Source organism: uncultured Gilvimarinus sp. (genome assembly GCF_963975215.1).
Classification (GTDB): Bacteria; Pseudomonadota; Gammaproteobacteria; order Pseudomonadales; family Cellvibrionaceae; genus Gilvimarinus.
On record NZ_CAXBFW010000008.1, the window covers coordinates 12,789 to 35,353 of the forward strand.

At 52.7% G+C, this 22,565-nt stretch carries 10 protein-coding genes; 8 read left to right on the top strand and 2 right to left on the bottom strand.

Translation table 11 applies throughout. The features are described 5' to 3' along the window. Positions 1 to 126: 126 nt before the first annotated feature. Positions 127 to 1,581 carry a RimK family protein gene (locus AAC019_RS07490; RefSeq protein ID WP_339898023.1) on the top strand — a complete coding sequence of 485 codons (1,455 nt, stop codon included), beginning with the start codon at positions 127 to 129 and terminating at the stop codon, positions 1,579 to 1,581. A 94-nt stretch (positions 1,582 to 1,675) separates the two neighbouring features. Then, a complete protein-coding gene (locus AAC019_RS07495) occupies positions 1,676 to 2,707 on the top strand; it encodes a LacI family DNA-binding transcriptional regulator (protein ID WP_339898025.1) in 1,032 nt (343 codons plus the stop codon). A 37-nt stretch (positions 2,708 to 2,744) separates the two neighbouring features. Here the strand turns inward: AAC019_RS07495 and AAC019_RS07500 are convergent, their stop codons facing one another. After that, complete coding sequence (locus AAC019_RS07500) at positions 2,745 to 4,250, bottom strand: MFS transporter (RefSeq protein WP_339898026.1); 1,506 nt, start codon at positions 4,248 to 4,250, stop codon at positions 2,745 to 2,747. 90 nt (positions 4,251 to 4,340) lie between these two features. Then, positions 4,341 to 6,737, bottom strand: a complete 2,397-nt coding sequence (locus tag AAC019_RS07505) for a glycoside hydrolase family 15 protein (protein WP_339898028.1) — start codon at positions 6,735 to 6,737, stop codon at positions 4,341 to 4,343. A gap of 315 nt (positions 6,738 to 7,052) precedes the next feature. On the opposite strand from AAC019_RS07505, the gene AAC019_RS07510 reads away from it, so the two are divergent. The 6 genes from AAC019_RS07510 (at position 7,053) to AAC019_RS07535 (ending at position 22,537) form a co-directional block, all read left to right on the top strand. After that, entirely contained in the window at positions 7,053 to 8,690 is a 1,638-nt protein-coding gene (locus AAC019_RS07510) for an alpha-glucosidase (RefSeq protein ID WP_339898030.1), read from the top strand. A 215-nt stretch (positions 8,691 to 8,905) separates the two neighbouring features. Continuing rightward, on the top strand, positions 8,906 to 9,244 hold the full coding sequence (locus AAC019_RS07515) for a nuclear transport factor 2 family protein (RefSeq protein WP_339898033.1): 339 nt from the start codon (positions 8,906 to 8,908) through the stop codon (positions 9,242 to 9,244). Positions 9,245 to 9,449: 205 nt separating this feature from the next. Next, positions 9,450 to 12,245 carry a TonB-dependent receptor gene (locus AAC019_RS07520; RefSeq protein WP_339898034.1) on the top strand — a complete coding sequence of 932 codons (2,796 nt, stop codon included), beginning with the start codon at positions 9,450 to 9,452 and terminating at the stop codon, positions 12,243 to 12,245. Between the two features lie 100 nt (positions 12,246 to 12,345). Further along, complete coding sequence (locus AAC019_RS07525; RefSeq protein ID WP_339898036.1) at positions 12,346 to 14,196, top strand: glycoside hydrolase family 13 protein; 1,851 nt, start codon at positions 12,346 to 12,348, stop codon at positions 14,194 to 14,196. 467 nt (positions 14,197 to 14,663) lie between these two features. Then, on the top strand, positions 14,664 to 21,128 hold the full coding sequence (locus AAC019_RS07530) for a starch-binding protein (protein ID WP_339898037.1): 6,465 nt from the start codon (positions 14,664 to 14,666) through the stop codon (positions 21,126 to 21,128). Positions 21,129 to 21,145: 17 nt separating this feature from the next. After that, on the top strand, positions 21,146 to 22,537 hold the full coding sequence (locus AAC019_RS07535; RefSeq protein ID WP_339898038.1) for a DUF1552 domain-containing protein: 1,392 nt from the start codon (positions 21,146 to 21,148) through the stop codon (positions 22,535 to 22,537). Positions 22,538 to 22,565 lie beyond the last annotated feature (28 nt).

Consider the following 22,565-nt stretch of genomic DNA (forward strand, 5'->3'; position numbering starts at 1 on the left):
GGTTAGCGCCGCGCCAACCTTTACAGTAAAAGGGCAAAATAATACTTGCCAATTGCCGCGATTTTGCCACACTTGCGCCGCTGCGCAATGTAATTTTTGCGCTTATTTAAGGTGACTAGACTTCCCATGACGCAATTGAAAATCATTGTTGAAAAGGCTTCCGATTGGGCCGGCCTTTACCCTTCGGCCGACGTAGTATTGGCCAACGATTACCTCGTTGAGGCCGATACCCGCCAGCGTTGTCGGGTGATCAACCTGTGCCGCCAGTACGATTACCTCTCGACCGGTTACTATTGCTCGCTGTTGGCCGAGGCGCGCGGTCACAAAGTGGTGCCCTCGGTAAAGACACTGAGGGACTTATCTAAGCGTCAATGGCAAGAAGTGCTAGCCCTTAATGTAAAGATAGATGAAAAAATTAATGCCATTGCCGGCACCAGCGATTCGCTCTCGCTGTTGGTGTGCTTTGGCAAAACCGATGTCGAGCCTTTGGCTGAATTGGCCCGGGCACTGTTTGAGCAAATTGCCGCACCGATTTTGCGGGTGCGCTTTAAGCGCAAAAGTAGTTGGCAGATACAATCGCTCGAGACCGTGCCCTTAGGCCAGCTGCAAGAGCGCGAGCAAACCCTGTTTGCCGATGCACTGGATAGCTTTAGCCGGCTTATTTGGCGCAAGCCCCGTGCCCGTAAAGAGTACAAATACGATTTGGCGATTTTGGTCGACAACCAAGAGCCTATGCCCCCGAGTAACTCCACCGCGATTAAGCGGTTTATTAAGGCGGCCGCTAAGCAGGGCATTATGGCCGAGACCATTGGCCGGGGCGATATTAATCGCCTCAGTGAATTTGACGCGCTGTTTATTCGGGCGACTACCTCGGTGAATCACTTTACCTATCGTTTTGCTCGCCGGGCTCAGGCCGAGGGGCTGGTGGTTATCGATGACCCGGACTCGATTTTGCGTTGCACCAATAAAGTGTATTTAACGCAATTACTGACAACCCACCGGTTACCGATGCCACCCACGCGGATTTTAAGCCGCGCCGATATGGGCCGCGAGCAGGAGCTGATCGACGAGCTGGGTTTGCCGGTGGTGGTAAAAATTCCCGACGGTTCATTCTCTGTGGGAGTCAAAAAAGCCGGTAGCCGTGAAGAGCTGGCTGAGGTGATGAAAGATATGTTTCAGGGAAGCGCTTTGTTGCTGGCGCAGAGCTACCTGTACACCGAGTTCGATTGGCGCATTGGTGTGTTGGCCGGCCAGCCGATATACGCCTGCCGTTACTTTATGGCTAAAAATCACTGGCAGATCTACAACCATTCCAGCAAAGGTACCGCCTCTGGCAGCTTTGATGCCATGGGTACTTTTGAGGTGCCAAAACCCGTGCTTAAAGCGGCGGTGGCGGCCAGCAAGTTAATCGGCGATGGCTTTTACGGGGTGGATTTAAAGCAAAACGGCAATGATATTTCGATTATCGAGGTGAACGACAACCCATCCATCGACTCGGCGGTAGAGGATAAATACCTCGGCCTGGAGTTGTACGATGTCATTATGAACGAGTTTAAGCGCCGTTTAGACGAGCGCGGTTAACCCGCACAGACGTGCGCCGGTTGTGGTTGCCGGCGCGGATTTACGCTAGTATCTCAGGCGAGCCTTTATAACGATAACATGCCGGAAAACCCTGATGAGCGAACGCAAACCCACCTCTTTTGATATTGCCTACCGCGCAGGCGTCTCGCAGGCGACGGTTTCCCGGGCGCTGCGCGATAGCCCGCTGGTAAACGAAGAAACCCGCCGCCGGGTCCAGGAAATCGCCCGGGAGCTTAATTACAAGGTCGATAAAAACGCGCGCAATTTGCGCTCGCAAAAGACCCGCACCGTGGCGTTACTGCTGAACGAGGATCACGGCACGGGTGATTCTTTGATCAACCCTTTCTTTTTATCGATGGTGGCCAGCATTATCAGCGCAACTGCCGATCGCAATTACGATTTACTGGTGTCGTTTCAGCAGTTTAGCGAGGATTGGCACGCCGATTACGAGGACGCCAACCGCGCCGACGGTATTATCTTTTTAGGTTATGGCGATTACACCACCTACGTAAAAAAACTGAACCACCTGGATGAACAGGATGCCCACTATATAACCTGGGGGCCCGTGTTACCGGGGCAACCGGGGGTATCCATCGGCTGCGATAACTACAATGGTGCGCGCAAAGCGGTGGCGCATTTGCTGAGTTTAGGCCGTCGCGATATTGCGTTTGTGGGCGGCATTGGCGAGGGCAGCCCAGAGTTTAAACGCCGTTACGAAGGTTATTGTCAGGCTCTGGCGGATGCCGGTATTACGGTTAACCCGGCGCTGCAAATTGATGCCGAGACCTCAGAGGATGCCGGTTATCACGCGGCACTGGCGTTGCACGAGCGCGGTTTGCGCTTTGATGCGGTGTTTGGTGCGAGTGATTTAATCGCTATTGGCGCCATGAAGGCCGTAGAAGAGGCGGGCAAGACGATCCCCGACGATGTTGCCATTATGGGCTTTGACGATATTCCCATGGCGGCCTATACCCACCCGCCGTTATCAACGGTACAGCAAAACACCAAGCTCGCGGGTGAGCTGCTGGTGGATAGCCTGTTAAAGCTGATGGAGGGCGAAAAACTCGAATCGTTTTTGATTCCGGCCGAGCTGGTTATCCGCGGCTCTTGCGGGGGCAAGCGTTAAAGAGGGCGTGTGGCGCCCTCACGATGCTCGGCTAAGGTTATTCCTGGTCGTCTACCAACAGCGTAAAACCGGCGGCGAGAATAAAGCACACGCCGCCCAGCACCAGCGCGTAAATGCTTTGACCTTCAAACACGACCCCAACCAATAACCCCAGCACGCTGGCGGCTAAAATCTGCGGTATCACGATAAAGAAGTTAAAGATCCCCATATACACACCCATTTTTTGTCCCGGCAGGGCGCACGACAGCATGGCGTAGGGCATCGAGATAATAGAGGCCCAGGCGAAGCCAACCCCCACCATCGATAACAGCAGCCAGCTAGGGTCGCGAATAACCACAAACGACATAAAACCAACGGCGCCCAGCAGTAGGTTAATAGCATGGGTCTGTTTGCGGCCCAGCTTGCGCGACATTAGCGGGATGATAAACGCGGCTAACATGGCAAAGCCGTTGTAAGAGCCTTGCAGCACGCCAGACCAATCGGCCCCTTTGTTGTAGAGCGCGCCGCTGGTGTCGCTGGCACCAAAGTGAAAACTGGCAATAGCGGGGGTGATGTAGATCCACATGGCAAACAGTGCAAACCACGAAAAAAACTGCACCACAGCCAGCTGCACCATAGTGCGCGGCATATGAAACAAATCGTGGGTAACGTGATACACACCGTGATCGGTATGGCCGTTGCTTTGCAGCCAGCTCGCCAGCAGCTGCAGTAAACCGAACACCGCAATACCACCGGCCAGAATGTATAACTCGGCATTAAGCGCAAGCGCATAAATAAGCGCGGCACTAACGATGCCCCCGGCACACCAGAGGGCGCCGTCTTTTAAATAGCGCGCGGCCGGGCGATGCACCCGATCGGCGAGCGACTCGACTTGCCCCTCCTCGGCATTAAACGCGGCCAGTTGTTCCGGCGAGTACTCGCGGCTGGTGAAGATGGTCCAGCCCATGGCCAGCAGCAATACCACGCCGCCCAAGGTGAACGAGAAAATCACCGAATCGGGCACAATGCCGGGTGCGGCTGTGTTGCTCATACCCCAAACGTTAGCCAGCAGCCACGGCAGCATAGAGGCGATCACCGAGCCCACCCCGATAAAAAACGCCTGCATCACAAAACCCAGGGTGCGCTGGCGCTGCGGCAGCATATCGCCGACAAAGGCGCGAAACGGCTCCATCGAAATATTAATCGAGGCGTCCATAATCCACAGCATGCCGGCTGCCATCCACAGCGTAGGCGAGTGGGGCATGACAAACAGCGCGCCACTGGTGAGTAGGGCGCCGATTAAAAAATAGGGCCGGCGCCGGCCAAAGCGGTTCCAGGTTTTATCCGAAAAGTAGCCGACAATGGGTTGCACCAATAAGCCGGTAAGGGGTGCGGCGACCCACAAAATGGGCAGCTCGTCGATCTCGGCGCCCAGGGTTTGAAAGATGCGGCTGACGTTGGCATTTTGCAGGGCAAAACCAAATTGGATGCCGATAAAGCCAAAGCACATGTTCCAAATTTGCCAGAAGCTAAGCTCCGGGCGGGACTTAACGGCTTGGGTCATAACGTTCTCATTATTTGTTATTGGTTGTTATCGCGGGGCGCGCATGACGCCCCCGAAGGTCGATCTTACCTTAGTTTGTCAGGCTTGGGCCTACTCAGCGTAGCGCGCCTCTACCGCCGGGTAGTGATCCCACACCTGACGGTCGTTGAGCGAGCGCAACAATTTAATGTACTCGGCGTGGGTCCAGGCAAGCGGCGTGGCCGAGTTTGTGCCCTGACCTTTAGCGTACTGATAGGTGCTGTTATCGCCCACGCCGTCCCACACCTGCTCGGGTAGCATCAGCCCCTCGTTGGCAAAGCCCTCTAGCGCGCCGGCGTAAGTCTCCTTTAAGCCCGCGATGGCGGCGCTGTCGTTATTGGCTAAGGCGTAGGCCAGCTCATAGTGGCCGCGCTCGCCGGTTAAAAAGGGCCATACGCGGCCGCGCTGATCACTGTGGTTACTGCCGCCCTCGGCGTAGCCGGCACCGTTACTGGTGCGCTCGCCGTAACCGTCGCCACCGTAGCGGCGCCATCCGGAAAAGGCTTTGCCATCGCGGTTAAAGGTGTATTTAACCCGCAGGTAGTCGGGTAGCTGGCTGCTGTCGACTTCGTCCAGCGACTGGCGCACGGCGCTGTCGGTGGCCGGCAACACGCCATAGCGCACCAGCTCTAAAAAGCCCGGGTCGACAATCTCGCTCTCGTTGAGTGCCCCCTGTCCGTTGCGCTCCATCAAGCGGCCGGCGTCGTCCGGATCCTGGTTGCGGTTGATACGCAAAAAGTACTGACTGTCGGAGTCAGAGCCGGCCAAAGCGCCGGCGCGGGTAAAGGTGAGTGGCTTAAGTTGAGCGGCGTACTCATCGGCCTTGGCTAAATAATGCTGGGCGCGCTCGGGTTCACCGGCGAGCTCAGCCAGTTCGGCGGCGCTCACCAGCCCGGCGATAACCGCCGCCGTGGTGGAGGGCGAGTAGCCCTCTTGCTCTTCCCAGCGCTCCTGCTGGGTAAAGGGCGGCTGGATGTTGGCCGTGTTCCAGCCGAGCGAGATATCGCCGCCGTCAGCCAAAAAGTCGGCGGCAGGGCGCAGCATGTCGTGATACCACTGGGTGGCTTCGGTATCGCTTAACACGCCGTCTTGCCACAGGCGCCAGCCGAGCATAATGGGCATGGCGGTCTGATCCAGTTGCACGGCAAACCACTCGAGCGTGCCGTCGACGTGGGTTTTTTGTAAAAACCAACCGGGGGCACCTTGGTAGCCCGGGGTTTCTGGCCCCACCTGAACTTTCTTCAGATAGCGAAACGCCACCTCAGGGGTCGCGGTATCGCCCAGCGCCAAAAAGGCCATCGCCACCTGGTAAAAATCCCGTGGCCATACGGCTTTGTAGCCGGTGGATGACTCAGTCGCTGGTACTACGTCGCCCCAGGGGTTAGACAGCGAGGCGATTAAGGCGCCGGCGTGGGTTTTGTCCTCCTGGGCTTTTAGTACCATGGCGCTGGCGTAGGCGAGCTTGCCGCCGTCGGTGGCGCCGGCGGCCAGCTCGGGCAGTGCGTCGAGGCTGGCAAGGTAGTCCTGCCAGCCAATCGCCTCGCCCTCACCGTGATAGTCCGCCAGCACCTGAGCAAAGCCGCGGCTCATAGAGGCATCGGCCTGTTCTTTGGCGGCGCTGTCACTATTGCCAAAGCCCAGGGCAAAGTCCCACTGGGCGCTGGCGTTACTTAACGTAGGTAGTGTCAGGGCAATGCTGACATTGCCGGGGGTAGTGCCGGTGCTAGGGTAAAACTCATTGCGCGTGCCGTCGGCTAAATCACTGAGTAAATCGGAGCGGCCCACAAAACCCACCGACCCTTGCACCTCGGCTTGGGTGGTAACCACCATGCTGGTGTCCCCCTCGCTGGCGTACCAGTACTGCCCTTCACCGTGGGCGGTGTCGCCCGTGCCGGTATTGCCAATGTGCGGGTTGAGCACCAAGTGGGCCGTGATGTCGTCGGCCATGGCACTAAAAGTCACCCGTTGCAGTAGCGTGTTATGCGCGGGGTCGGTGACGATGTGTTTTTCAATTTTGTACTTACCGTCTTTATCGGTGTTGACGATTTTATAAGCCAGCGAGGTAGGCCGGCCGTCGCTGTCGGTGTGTAAATATTCGATGTGGCTATCGGTGGCGGTTTGCTCTAAGTCGACAAATCCCGGACCGGTCACGACAAACTGCATGTCTTTTAACTGAGCCTCGTGAATCAAGCCGTACATGGTTTCGGTGACCACGCCCTGGGCAATGGAGAACCACACCTTAGACACGCTACCTGTTGCGGCCTGATCACTGTACTGGCCGTTGTGGTATTGCTCGTAGCTGGTGCCAATACCGGTTTTACCCGAGTAGGCCCAGGTGGGGGAGGCGCCCGGTGCTCCCGGTGCGGCTGCCGCGCTGGTATCGGGTTGGCTGGGTATGTCATTACAGGCGCTTAAGGTGGCTACGGCGATGCAGCCCACTAAGTAGGGAAGTCGTTTAGCAAAAGTCATGATACATCTCTCTTATCGTTTATAGCTCGCTCCGGGCCTTGGCGCTGTGTAACACGCAGCTGGGGCATAAAACAGGGCGATTGCAGACCAAGATAATCGAGCCCATAGAGAGCGGCAACCAAATACATACGTATTCATCGGCTTTTCGCGTTGCATACGAATGCATTGGCTTGCGTGGCTTCCGGCGGGTGAATTAGTCTTTTTACAGCCTGTGAAAGGTGGGCGAGATGCGCTATGGCAGCGGCCCAACATTGACAATAACGAATGCCGGAAGCTCGAGTCGAGCCCAACGGATCCGAAATTTTAGGAAGTATCATGCAAAACTCTCCCTGGTGGCGTGGCGCCATTATCTATCAGGTTTACCCCCGCTCACTGATGGACAGCAATGGCGATGGTGTGGGTGATATTGCCGGCATCATCAGCAAGCTCGATTATATTGCCAGCCTTGGGGTGGATGCGATTTGGGTGTCGCCGTTTTTCCGCTCGCCCATGAAAGACTTTGGTTACGACATTAGTGACTACCGCGACGTCGACCCGCTGTTTGGCACATTAGACGATATCGATCGCTTAATTGCCGAGGCGCACCAGCGCGGCATCAAGCTGATTATCGATCAGGTGTTGAGTCACACCTCTGATCAGCACGCGTGGTTTTTAGAGAGCCGGGAGTCGAAAGATAACCCCAAAGCCGATTGGTATGTGTGGGCCGATCCCAGTGAAGATGGAACCCCGCCCAATAACTGGCTGGCTATTTTTGGTGGCAGCGCCTGGGAGTGGGAGCCGCGCCGCGAGCAATACTATTTGCACAACTTTTTAAAAAGTCAGCCCGATCTTAATTTTCATAACCCCGCGGTGCGCGCGCAAATTTTATCCGAGGTAGAGTTTTGGCTTAAGCGCGGTATTGATGGTTTACGCCTGGATGCGATTAACTTTTGCTTTCACGATCAACAGCTGCGCAACAACCCGGCAAAGCCTGCCGCCGAGCGCAAAGGCCGGGGTTTTAGCGAAGATAACCCCTATGCATTTCAGCGCCATATTTACGACAACACCCGCCCCGAAAATATCGAGTTTATGCAAGAAATTCGCGGCTTGATGGATCGCTACCCGGGCACGGTAACCTTAGGTGAGATCTCCTCGGAAGATTCTCTGGCCACTATGGCGGAATACACTCAGGGCGATAAGCGCTTGCATATGAGCTACAGCTTTGAGCTGTTATCCGATGAGTTTTCGGCCGCCTATATCCGCAATACGGTAGAGACCCTTGAGCAGGGGCTGGGCGAGGGCTGGCCCTGTTGGGCTATTGGTAATCACGACGTCTCGCGGGTGTTAACCCGCTGGGGCGGCGAGCATGGCCCGGCGGCTTTGGCAAAGGTACTTAACGCTATGTTGTTTTCTTTGCGCGGTAGTATTTGCAGCTACCAGGGCGAAGAGCTGGGCTTAACGGAAGCGCCTATCGAGCAGCATCAGCTGCAAGACCCCTACGGCATTACCTTTTGGCCGCGCTTTAAAGGGCGCGACGGGTGCCGCACGCCAATGCCCTGGTCGGATACGACTCACGGCGGTTTTAGTGACTCTACCCCCTGGCTGCCCGTGCCACAGGAGCATTTAGCACAAGCCGTCTCACTGCAGGACAGCGCCGCCGACTCGGTACTTAATGCCTACCGCCGTTTTACCGCATGGCGCAAACAACAGCCGGCATTGCTGTGGGGCGATATTCAGTTTTACGACTTAGGTAACGATATTCTCGCTTTTACGCGCGCATCGGCCGAGCAGACACTGTTGGCGGTGTTTAATTTGTCGGATACCGAGGTGCGTATCCAGCTGCCATCGGAGTTACGTGAAAAGGTATCGGGCACTGCGACCAAAGGACATGGGTTTACGGCCAAACAATTCGAAGGTGTGTTGGTATTACCGGCTTTTGAAGCCTATTTTAATGACTTAAATGCCAGTGCTTGATTTTGGCGAGGGTCGAAATAGTGCAGTCTTGCCTGCTGGGACGCGGAAAGATATAGCTGGCCACGACTTGGTGTATGAGAGTTGTGGTAATGAGGTGGTTCTGTCGAGCTTTGGTGGTTATTTACCTTGCGAGGAGGACTATAGCGGCGCATGAGGAAGCGGTGGTGCTGTTTCTTTCGGTCAGTATCTCGCAATGAGTACAGGGGGGATAGGCATTGATTCACCGTGAGTTATTTTTACTTTATCTGAGCCACTATGCAAGTCGCGACATAGGCCACGTGGCTGCAATGCTCGCCGAGAATGTACTGCTGCGAGACTGGAAAATATCGGTCAGAGGCAAAGAGGCCGTGATTCACGAAACGCGGCGTAATTTTCAGTCCAGCACCAATATTGATATTGAGACGTTGAGACTCTACTCATCCGAATCTGCGGTTATTGGTGAGCTGAAAATAACGATAGATGATTCTGACCCTTTGTACGTAACGGATATTATACATTTTGATGAGGATGGAAAGATCCAATCAATTCGCGCTTATATCGGTCGCTCTGATTAAACGGCGAATCCGACCATAGTCGGCAATAGAGCGAGGGAATTCTCTATCGAAGTTTCATGGCGTCATTTTATCCATCCATTCAAGACGTTCCGTATTGAGCTTTGCATACGTATTCATAGGTTTTTGTTGAATAATTCCTGATCTATGTGTGCTTAGATGTAGCTTAAATAAAAATTTATAATGAATAATTCCTGAGGTGGTTAAAATGACTAAAAAACAATTCAGTCCTTTGCTGGCTATGGTTTCGTCTCTGACATTGTTGGCGGGTTCACAAATGGTATATGCGCAACAAGGCGGCAGCCAAAACGAAGCGCTTCTCGAAGAGGTTGTTGTTAAAGGCTTTCGCGTTAGTGTTGCCAGCTCTGTCGATGAAAAGCGTGATGCTGACACCATTGTCGAAGCAATATCTGCTGACGAGCTTGGCGTGCTTCCCGATACCTCTATTGGTGATGCATTGGCTCGATTGCCTGGGGTAACTTTATTGCGCGCCGGTGGCCAAGCAGGGCGAATTAATATTCGTGGGTTAACCGGCGACTTTGTACAAACCACACTAAATGGGCGAGAGCAAACCGCTACCAGTGGTTCGCGTCAAGTGGAGTTTGATCAGTATCCTGCGGAACTGATCTCCGGGGCAAAAGTGTATAAATCTCCCAAGGCCTCGTTAATTGAAGGTGGTGTGGCAGGCACAGTAGAAATGCAAACTGCGACCCCGCTGAACAATACTGAAGAGCATTCATTTAATGTGAATGTGCGAGGCAGCTATAATGACCGCGCTGATGAAGCCGTAGGTGCCGAAGACTATGGCTACCGCTTTAGCGCCGCATATCAAGGTAAGTATGCCGAGGATACCGTCGGTATTGCACTGGGTTATTCGCGCATGACGGCTCCTTACGTCAATACTCAGTTTGCCGGATTTGCTTATACCAACTCATGGGACGTGAACAATGACGGCCAGGATAACTCGGTAAGTGAAGGTTTTGAAATGCAGCAGCGTGGCGGCGAAGAGGTTCGCGATGGCTACGTGGCAACTATTCAGTGGGAGCCGAGTGAAAACTTTACCTTAAAAGGCGATGTTTTCTATAGCACTTTTGACTCCGAGGCATTTGCGCGCGGTTTCCGGGTAAAAACCTTGGCCAATGGTGAACTTACTGACTTAACCATCCAACCCAATGGTGCCATCACTGGTGCCACCATAACACCGTGGCCGGATAACGATTATTTTGGTATTCAAACCACGAATGACGATGAGTCCCGCTATCGGGAGTCGCTCTCTGGCGGTATTAACGCTGAGTGGCGCGATGGTCCCTGGACGGTAGCGTTAGATGTTTCTCACTCTGAAGCCGATCAAACCTTTACTAATGCCGTTACCTGGACTATGCCATTTGAGGATGTGAGTGCAATCAACCCCATTCCCGATCAGGATTTATCGGTGAGTTACCTGTTGCACGGCCAGGATGTGCCCGATATTAGCTTTTCCAATGCGGCGGATTACACCAATATAGGTAAAATGGGCTTGGCCAAAGTTGGTGTTTACCCTTATGAAAACACCGATGAGCTGGACGCCTTTAAGGCCGATGTCCAGTATGACCTGAATAATAGCTCGTTTTTCTCATCGATTGAGCTTGGCATACGCTACTCGGAACGTACCTACAGTGCTGATCGCAGTGTGTTTGAATATGGCAATGACTTTGGTTTAAATGCCACGGTAACGCCAGATCAGCCGGCCTTGGCATTAAACAGTGATACGGCCAGTGTGGTTGATTTTACCAATGAGCTTGCGGGGTTTCCAAGTTTTTTAAGGGTGGACGCGATGGCCGTATTGGCCGAAAACGGCATTACCCCCCACCCAGTAAAAGACTGGAATCACAATTGGACTCTTATCCAATCAGGCGAGGTCTACGAAGATGTGTTGGCCGGCTACCTTCAGGCGAACATCGACACCGAGCTAATGGGTAAAACACTAACGGGTAATATTGGTTTGCGAGTGGTAGAGACGGATCAAAGCAGCTCCGGATTGCAGCAGCTGCAAGGCGAAGAGGCGGGCACTGGTCCGGATATTATCGATGGTAACGGTGTTATTAGCAATGATTACCTGCCAGTGGTTCGCGGGAAGAAATTCACCGATTATTTACCTTCTATTAACTTAAGTTACCACCTGACCGAAGATGACTATCTGCGCTTTGGCGCGGCAAAAGTATTGGGGCGTGCGCCGTTGCAAAAACTTAAATCCGGTGGTGGTTCATGGGTGGCCGACGGTAAATTTAATATGTGGGGTAATACCAGTCCGTTTTTGGATCCGTTCTACGCTACGCAATACGACCTGTCGTACGAGCATTATTTCTCCGATAGCTCGGGTAACGTTTTTGCAGCTTTGTTCTACAAAGACATTGAATCTTTTATTGAAAATTCAACCATTTACGATTATCCCTTTGCGGAAAATGGTATTTTGGTCCCAACCGATCCCGCCACTGGGCAGCCCTACGCCAATGGAGAATATCAAACTGCCGTTAATAACGATGAAGGCGGCTATATTCGAGGTGTTGAGCTAGGCTATAATCAAACCTTTGATTTTTTGCCGGGAGCCCTTAAGGGGTTAGGTTTTACCGGTAGCTATTCTTATACTGAGAGTGAGGTCGAAAACACCATATCGAGTGGTGCGGTAGGCTGGGATGCTACCTTACCTGGGCTTGCACCCAATGTTTTTACTGGCACTATTTTCTATGATTACGAAGGCTTCTCGACACGCTTGTCGGTGAATTATCGCGATGCATTTGTCAACGAAGAAGTTATGGCTGAAGACCCACAAAATGTTTACTATGCCGAAGAGACTATTCTTAATTATCAGGCGTCTTATTCGTTTGATAGTGGTTTAAGTGTCGAGTTTCAGGTGAGTAACCTAACCGATGAGCCTTCGCTCACCTATTTTGGTGAGCCGGCACAAACCGGTAATATCAACTATTATGGTCGTCAGGTGTTTGCCGGAGTTAGTTACTCATTCTAGTTGATAAAAGGCATTCGTTGATTAACATTGTGTGGTAATTTGTTGGCCGGCCTGAGTTACTCTCGGTCGGCTTTTTTATGTATCAACAAAAGGAAATAGCATGCGAGCCTTTGTTCTGTTACTAGCGCTTTTGCCCTTAATGGCTGGGGCGGATATTGTTGATCGGGTAGAGCCACCATCCTGGTGGGTGGGTATGCACAGCAGCAAGTTGCAGCTATTGGTGCACGGCGATGGTCTAGGTGACTTAACGCCCAAGCTCGATTATCCAGGGGCAGAGATTGTGGAGGTCCATCAGGCCGATAGCCCCAACTACCTATTTATAGATTTACGTATTGATCCGGATGCCGAGCCCGGCCGTTTGGCGTTGGAGTTTTATCGGGACGAAGATTTAGCCGCTACCTGGCGTTATCCATTAATGAGTCGCGCAGAGCAATCAGCCGAGCGGCAGGGTTTTTCAGGCAAAGACGTGATTTACCTGGTAACCCCCGATCGCTTCGCCAACGGTGACCCAAGCAATGATACGCTTGAGGGTTATACCGATGGCTTGCATCGCGACGATCCGGGTGGCCGCCACGGTGGTGACCTGGCCGGTATTATTCAGAATTTAGATTACATTAGCGAGATGGGCTTTACCCAGCTTTGGCTTAACCCAGTGCTCGAGAATGCCCAGCCCGAATACTCTTACCACGGCTACGCCACCACTGATTTTTATCGGGTCGACCCGCGGTTTGGCAGCAACGAGCAATACCTGGCTCTTTCGCAAAAAGCGCGAGAGCAGGGGGTAGGCCTTATTATGGACGTGGTGTTAAATCACAGCGGCTCTAACCATTGGTGGATGCAGGACAAACCCTTTAACGACTGGATAAACTTTGACGGTAAGTTCTCCGCTACCAGCCATCGGCGCACTACCTTGCGCGACCCCCATGCCGCCCCAAGCGATACCCGCCAGTTTAACGATGGTTGGTTTGTACCCACCATGCCCGACCTTAATCAGCGCAATGAATTTTTGGCGCAATACCTGATACAAAACAGTCTTTGGTGGATTGAGTACGCCGATTTAAGCGGCATAAGAGTGGACACTTACTCGTATCCCGAGCCATCTTTTTTGCTCGACTGGGGCAAGCGAGTAATGGAGGAGTACCCCAACTTAAATATCGTCGGAGAAGAATGGTCCAATAATCCAGCGGTTGTTTCCTACTGGCAGAGCGGTAAAGAAAACCCCGACGGGTTTGAGCCTATGTTACCCAGCCTAATGGATTTTCCGTTGCAGACGGCTATGGTAAACGCGCTTAACGACGAAGAGGCGTGGGGCACCGGGGTGATCGAGCTGTACGAAGCACTAAGTAATGATTTTTTATACCCCGACCCAGATAATTTAGTCGTGTTTGCCGATAACCACGATATGAGCCGTATTTATACGCAGCTAAATGAAGATTACGCGCTTTGGCAGCAGGCAATGGTGTATTTGCTCACCACTCGTGGCATCCCGCAGATCTATTACGGTACTGAGATTCTAATGACTAACCCAGGCACGGACGATCACGGTGTTATTCGTTCAGATTTTCCCGGCGGGTGGCCCGGTGACGGGGCAAATGCCTTTAATGGCTCTGGCCTGAGTAAAAAGGCGAAACAGGCACAAGACTTCTTGCGCACTTTGTTAACATGGCGAAAAAGTAATAAAGCAATTACCGAAGGTCGGCTGATTCATTATGCCCCGAACGAGGGTGTTTATGTGTACTTTAACCTCGCCGATGATTCACAGGTAATGACGATACTCAACCACAATGATGAGCCGAAAGAGCTTAAGCTGGATCGGTTCGCCGATATTCTAATGAGTGCCGATCAAGGGTTTGATGTTTTAAAAAATGCATCAATTGCGCTAGAAGGGTCCCTGCCGCTTGATGCTATGGATGCCAGAATTATTACTGTGTCGCCCGGTAGCAAACCGTAAACGACATCCAACCTTAATTGTGCCGGGCGTAACGCCATTTTCAATGGGTGCCCGGCTAATTTCCTGTCGCATTATCCAGTTAAAATGTTAAGCCGCATCACAAAGTGTTACCAATAGGTTTCACTGCATACGTATTCATATTGAACAATATCTGCTCTGTTACTAGTCTTGATAACAACCTGATGATTAGACCTAAATCGTAGCCACTAATAATAACGAGGGCTCGCATGAAGTGTTATCTGACAATATTGAGATTGTTCTCTTTTCGGCTTCACTCAAGCTGACTATCTCCAAAAAATTCTAGCAATTATTCGCGCGCATAACTGATCGACAGTCTCTGTCGAGACGGGTTTGTCGTGCCCAATATAATGGCCGGAATTTTCTAAGTATCTTTGCTCTGCTGGTATTGAGCGTGTTCTTGAAAAATAACGTGAAATCACGTTGATAATAATGGCTGGATGAACGCTATGATTGGCAATAATAAATGTGTCGTTGGCGAACCTATTAAAAAAATATTTTGTTGGTTTGTGTGTGTGGCTCTGCTGGGTTTGTCGGCGAGCTCATTCTCGCAACAGTGGGATAACGCGTACTTTCGTGGTACGCCTAATAATTGGGGTGCTGACGAACTTACCTTTAATAGCGATACCCAGCTTTGGGAGACTATTCAGGATTTCTCGGGCGACAACCCGAGATTTAAAATCACAAGATCGGTCAGCTGGGATGAGTCATATCCAGAGGAAGACTTTTACGTCGAAGAAGGTCGTTACCGTATTCTTTTTAGCGACACAACTTACGAGGTGTCGGTTACCGAAGTAGCACGGGATAATACGACCATCAATAAGCTTGTGTGTTACGACAATGCCTTACAATTTAACACAGGCTTCGTCTATTTCTGGAACCCCACCCCATCGGGCGCCATGGTGGATTTGAACGCTTGGCCAGGCTACCCGATGGCTAACAACAATAATCACTTATGTTATGACCTATCGGAGATAGTCTCCGGAGGCGTCCTTCCCGAAACCGTTAATCTAATTTTTAACAATAATGCAGGTAGCCAAACACAAGACCTGGTGCTCAGCGGCGATTCCTGTTACCGCAATAATCAGTGGCTAAGTTTAGCCGAGTGTGGTGTCGGTGTTGATGAGTTTTCTATCAGTGTCGGCGAGGATGTTACTGTTGACTGGGGCGAAGTAATAACGCTTGAAGCCATTTCAGACAACGGTGATATTGCCGCGGTTGAGTGGGCCAGTGAGGCGTGGAGTGGAGTGCTTGAGGGCAACCCAATAAGCTCCCAGGCGTTTCTTTCTTCCGGCAGCTTTACAGTAAATGCAACAGCACTCTCAAATACCGATGCTTTGGCCTCTGACGATTTTTTGTTAACGGTTAACCCCAAGCCCGATTCAGTAAATGCCAATAGTGTTTGCTTTGCCAATCCGGATAATTATGCCTTGCCCCATGTGTATTTTTGGGGCGCAGTGCCTGAGGCAAGTATGACGGAAGCTCCGCCTTGGCCTGGCGAGCCAATGGCAATGATAGGGGACAACTACTGTTTTGATTTTTCAGATTATTTAGTCAGTGCGTTTCCAGAGTCCATTAATATTATATTTAACGACGGTGGCTCTCAACAAACTGAAGATTTAACGTACCTCGGTAATAGCTGCTATACCGCTCAGGGCTGGAGTGACTTGGCGGCGTGCGATTTAATGCTGGGCGAGCCTGTGCCACAGGCAAATGCAGGTGCCGATCAGGTTGTCTCGCTCGGCGAGAGTATCGAGCTATCGGCTAGTGCGTCCACGGGAGAGTATCAGCAGGCCATTTGGAGCAGCGCCCTTTGGAGCGAGGATCTGACGGGTGAGTTAACGACTACCCCGGTATTTAGCGCCGCGGGGGATTTCAGCATAACCTTAACGCTGGTAACGGCCGGCGGTGATACCGTGAGCGATACACTGCAGGTCACCGTGTTAGAGGCTAACGGTAACCACGGCATGCGCAATCGGCCGGTTATGGAACAAGCGCACGCGTTTCCTGTTGAGGGCAATGTTTCTCAAGGTAACTACCGTTTCGAGGTGGCCTACCCAAACCTTGTTAATCAGTTTATGGCACCGGTTATGATAACCGCAGATCCGGTGAGTGGTTTGTTGTTTGTGGTGGATAAACCCGGTGTTATTTACGCGTTCCCCGATAGCGAAAGCGTAACCCCCCAAGATGTTAAAACGGTGTTGGATATTTCGTCAGAGGTTAAAAACTACCACGAGCAAGGGCTATTGAGTATTGCCTTTGACCCTGATTACGCCAGTAATGGCTACCTGTATGGCTACTATATTTACGGTGAAAGTGATGATGAGCGTGAAGCCAATGGTCAGTTTGGCGATGCCATTTTAAAACGCTGGCGCGTGGCTGACCCTTATAACCCCAGTGGTATTGTGCCCGGCTCGGGTGTCGAGCTACTGCGTATTGCCCAGCCCGGCCCCGACCATAAAGGCGGAATGCTACAGTTTCATCCGGAGTCGAATTACCTGTACCTAAGTGTGGGCGACGGCGCTTACGGCCACAGCGCTATTACCTCGTACCCAGAAGACCCCCGAACTAATAATAATGCGCAGGTAACCAGCAATTTGTTGGGCTCCATAATTCGTATTAACCCACTCGATCAGCCCATAAATGGCAAGTACTACGATGTGCCCAGTGATAACCCGTTTGTAGGTGTCGCGGGTTTTCGCCCCGAAATTTGGTCCTATGGTCACCGCAACCCCTGGCGCTGGGCGTTTGACTCTGAAGCACCTTACACTTTGTGGGAGACAGAGGTAGGCCAGGCGGGGTTTGAAGAGGTCAACCTAATTGAGAGAGGCAAAAATTATGGTTGGCCCGTGTGCGAAGGCACGACCAATCGCGGCGACTTAGGGGGCGATAGCAGTAAAGATTGCAGTGTTGATTTTGCGCCTCCCAGAGAGGGCTATAACCATCCGGTAGGGCGCTCTATTATCGGTGGTTTTGTCTATCGCGGTAACAGTTTACCCGGGCTAAATGGTCGGTTCGTGTTTGGTGATTATGTCACTAAAAAAATCTGGGCGGTCGCCGATGGTGAAGCCAAGCAGTTGGTGACGGATGCCTTCCCGGAAAATATTGCCTCGTTTGGTACCGGCGTGGGAGGAGAGTCGTTGTTAGTCTCCACCTACGGCGTCGAATACGGCGGCAACTCAACCATTTATCGTCTGTTAGACGATGACGCCGAGCGGGCGACGATTCCCGCCAGGTTATCGGATACCGGGCTATTTGATTCCCTGCAGCCATTAGTTCCTAAAACAGGGGTCATGGAATATAAAGTAAATACCGACGGTTGGTTTGATGGCGCCAGCGTGCGGCACTTTATGGTGATTGCCGAAGGTGAGGCCATAGATTTTTCCGCAACCGACGATTGGGAGCTTCCGGCGGGTTCGGTTCTGGTTAAACACAAAACACTGGAGCTTAGTGACGGTAATCAGGCACCGTTTACTACGTCGGTACTGTTTCGGCAAAACAATGGTAAGTGGCAAGCGGCTAATTACTACTGGAACGATAACGACACCGACGCGACCCTTGTTACTGAGACGGCCAATGTTAGTAATACCGATGCAGAAGGCCGTGACCGGGCCGTGCAATCCTCGGCCGATTGCGGGTCCTGTCATACCGGTAACGGGAGTCGCGAGCCATTGGCGATTCACACCCGCCAGTTGAACCGTAACTTTGACTACTCAGGTGTTGTCGATAATCAGCTGGATGCTTTTAACCATGTCGACTTGTTTAGCGAAGCGATTGACGCCTCGGACAGCTATGACCGCTTTGTCGCCATAGATGATTCCGACGCAAGCGAGTTGCAGCGCGCTAAATCTTATCTCGCCACTAACTGCGCGCACTGTCACTCCAGCACGTTTATGGACTTACGCTTTGACACGCCGTTGGCCGATATGAAGTTGTTGAATGTTCAAACCAACGGTGGGCAATACCGACTTAAACCTTTTAGCCCCGCCGATAGCCTGTTGCATATTTACCAGGTAACCGACAGCAACCGCATGCCCAAGGGCACCCTTTACACCAACCCTACAGCGGATACCTTTTTTCGCGATTGGATAACCGCCGCCGGTGCGCAAACAACCGGGCTGCAGGTGTCGGTAACCGATACTCTCAACCCTGGTGACACTGTTAGCGCCACGGTTGCCGCGTTATTTGATAATGGGTTTAGCGCACCTGTGGATGAAGTTACCACGGCCGTCACTAGCAATCCGGGCATCTTGTCGGTCGAGTCTGTCTCCGGTCACGAGATCAACTTGCGCGCACACAGTACCGGCTCGGCGACGCTAACGGTGCAGGCGGAGGGTTTTAATCAAACCATTACCATCGATGTGGTGGAGCTGGATACCGGTATCACCAGTATTGCCATTGCCCCCGGTGAGGTTAGCCTAAGCGATACACAACAGCTTGTCGTGTACGGCGTTGCCGCAGACGGCACCAAGGCCAATGTTTACGACCGTGCGAGCTGGCACGTTAGCAGCGGCAATAACGCGGTAACCGTTGATAATCAAGGGCTCTTAACGCGTATTAATCCCGGCCCGGCAACGGTGACCGCACAGGTGGGCGATCTGAGCGCGAGTGTCGAGGTTAGTGAACCGGTCGGCGATTTATGGCTGCGTCACGACAACAGCGATAATTGGGCCGCCGTGTATGTATATCTTTGGGTCACTATCGATGGCGTTGACCAGCCGCTAATGGAGTGGCCCGGTGTGGCGATGGATAACACCGATGGCGATTGGTGGCGCTATAGTATCGCGCCCGATCAGTTACCGGATGGTACGCTAAACGCTATATTCAACGATGGTGACGGAGGCAATCAAACCGCTGACTTAAACAATATTACAGAGTCGGTTAGCTACACCAATGGTCAATTACAACCCTGGGATACCAGCGGCATTAACCAAGGGATTTATCGCGTGGCCGTGATTGGCGGCACGACTGAAAACAATGAGCGGGATTTTTCAGTCGGATCTCTGGTGACTGTTACGGCCGATGCGGCGCCACTGGGAACCGAGTTTACCGGTTGGCAGGGCGACGGTGCGGCTTTTATTGTTGGGCCGGTTAGCAACAAAGTCGTGCAGCTGCTTATTCCGGATCACAATGTGTCGCTGCAAGCGCTCTTTACCGGAGGCGACGACTCCTACCAGTTGGGGCGGGATTTTTACGCGGCCCAGTGCGCTAGCTGTCATGGCGATGATGGCAGCGGTGGCGTGGCTAAAGCTATCGATGCCTTAGACGATACCTGGAGTCAGTCCTTGTTGGCCAATTACATCGCCGATTTTATGCCTATGGATAACTCCGCGAGTTGCGACGGCACTAACGAGGGAGACTGCGCACTGGAGATTGCCCGGATGGTTATCGATGGGGCGTGGCAACAGCAGTTGTGTGACGGCACTGAATGCGAAGGCGATGCGATTGATGCTCGCAACCTTCGGTTGCTGACCAAAACCGAGTATCTCAATAGTGTTCGGGACGTATTCAATATTAACTTCTCGGCCGAGATTATGAATACCGTGCCCGCAGATGGGCGCTATCGTAACTTTACGACGGCGTCTTATTTGTCATCGGGGTATGATCGTACGCTGGGTTATCAAATGGTCGCCAAAGAGCTGGCCGAGCAAGCCATCGCTCGCTATACCTTTAACGGCTTAGAAAACAATTGCCAGGATGCGCGCTGCGCGGTGAGCGGTTTTGGCAAACGTTTGTTTCGCCGGCCGCTGTCCGGCTCTGAGGTGGATGCCTATACGGCGCTTTATGCCGATGAGGATGGCGGCCGACGGGCGTTGCAAGCTATGTTGATGTCGCCACACTTTATGTACCGCTCGGAGCTTGGCTTACTTAATGCGGAGTCGGGCCTATACGAGCTGTCACCTTTTGAAGTGGTCACTTCACTGGCATATATCTTCTGGGCGAGCACACCCGATGCGACTCTGTTAGCGGCCGCCAGCGAAGGCGATTTGGACCTTAGCAGCCTTTTAAGCTACGTACTGAATGATGCCCGTGCCGAGCAAGGCTTGCGTCGTTTTATCGGCGGCTGGCTGATCAACAATCAGTATCCCTTCCCCGCCATTAGCAACCCCGATTTAGTGGTGGCGTTAAAAGAGGAGACGGTGCGTTTTGTACTGGAGAATATTGAATCCAATATGCCGTTTTCGGAGTTGCTGCTGGCCGGTTACACCCAAGCCAATGACTTGGTGGCAAGCCACTACAACCTGGAAGGTGACGGGACTGGGTGGGGGGAGCGCAACTACAATGCCGACGATCCGCGCGCTGGTGCAGGGCTATTGGGCCACGCTAGTTTCTTAGCCTCGCGTACCAATACGGTAAATCCGTCTCCGATAAAGCGTGGGGTTTTTGTACGCGAGATGCTTATGTGTCAGGAATTTCCGCCGCCGGCGGCAGCCAATTTTGACGTAACCTTTGAAGACGATGACAGCAACCGCGAGGCCACCGCACGTCACACCAGTGAGCCGGCTTGTCGCGCCTGCCATCAGTTTATCGACGGGGTTGGCTTTGGCTTTGAGCGTTACGACAGTCAGGGTTTATACCGGGTTATAGAAACCCTGGGCAACGGTCAAACTCAAGAGATTGACGCCAGCGGCTCGATTAAAAGCTTGTACTCGCCAGAGACTGTAATGGACCCGGACAGCGAGGCCGTGCCGTACCACTCGATTGCCGAGTTGGCTGAGTTGATTGCCGGTAGTGGGCAGGGTGAGGCTTGTTTTGCCCGTCAATTCTATCGCTATGTGGTGGGCCGTGAGGAGAGCGAGTTAAGCGATGAAATCATTATTCGCTCTTACAGCCAGGATCTTCGTAACGGTGGTGGCATGCGCGACATGCTAAAAGATCTGGTGTTATCCGATAGCTTTACCAAACGCCGCTAAGCGATAGGAGAATTAACATGACAACAAGAATCAATCGGTCCCGGCGTAAACTGTTAATTAATATGGCGCGTACCGGAGCATTGTTACCCGTTGTTGGGCAAATGTTAGGTCAGAGCGTTTACGCCCAATCGGGTCAGGCAAAGCGAGTATTGTTTTTGTATTACCCCAACGGCGTAGTGCCTTATAACTGGCGCCCGGCCCAGTTTGATGGCGGTATCAGTAGTGGCTCCGGCGAGCTGAGTTTTGGTTTGGGGCCGCTGGCTAATTGGTACGATCGCTTAGTGGTGTTAAAAAACCTGACGCTGGATATCGGCGCCGGCGCCGGTGCCCACTACAACGATATGCGCGGCATCCTTACAGGCAATAATCAAATCAGTACCGCCAGTGCCAGCATCGATCATTTAATTGCCGAGCAATTGGGCAGTGAAGGGGTGCTCAGCCTTGGGGTTCGCACGGGGCCCAAATCCGATATCATGATCTCTAAGCCGCGTAACGTGGCAACGACCGAGCGGCCTATCCCGAATAATGACCCCCGCGATGTTGCCGCAAAATTAGCGCTGGGTATTGGTAACGGCGACACCCCGCAAACCGACGAAATGCAGCGTGTGTATGAAACCATACTGTCGGACTTTGACTCGCTTGCCAATGCCACGCTCGACAGTGTTCGCCGCGATAAGCTGGCGATTCATGAGAACGCTCTGAAACGCTTAAAAGATCAGGCCGGTGTGCAGCTGGGTGAGTGCGCCTTTAATACCGATGTACTGGCCGATCCGTTTGCAAACTCTACCCAGGCACTGAGTCAAACCGAATGGCAAATGTTTCCGCATTTATGCCGCGCGCAAATTGATAATATCGTCGGGGCGTTTTCGTGTGGTTTGCACCGGGTGGCAACCTTACAGTTATCAAAAGGCGACGAAAACGGCAACCTGGTTAATTACTCTTACGATGAATGTTGGCAAATGGCGCAGCTGGCCATCGACCAGGGAATCAAACCTTCACAAAATGCCGGCACCGTAGCACCCATGACGCGCTGGTATAACGAGTTTGCCAGCCACAGTGCATCGCACCGGCCCGGCGACGTTCCCCACACGGCGCAGGTGCGCTGGTACCACTCGTTGCTGGCCTATACCCTGGAGCAGTTAAACAATAAAGGGTTGCTGGACGACACCCTGGTGGTGATGTTCTCCGAGGTGGGCGATGGCTCTCAGCACGGAGGTGCGGCGGGCTCGGTCACGTTAGCCGGTGGCGCAGGCGGCGCGCTAAGTACCGGGCGAATAATTCATTGCGGCAATGGCAGCAATGAAAGTCCACAGCGCATTTGGGGTACGCATCAACTGTTTGGCGATGTCGCGCGCTTGATGGGCGTAAATTCATTGCCTGAAGCGCACTGGAGCGGCGGCGTGGTGTAAGCGCGGCGTTAACGTAAGTGCATACGTA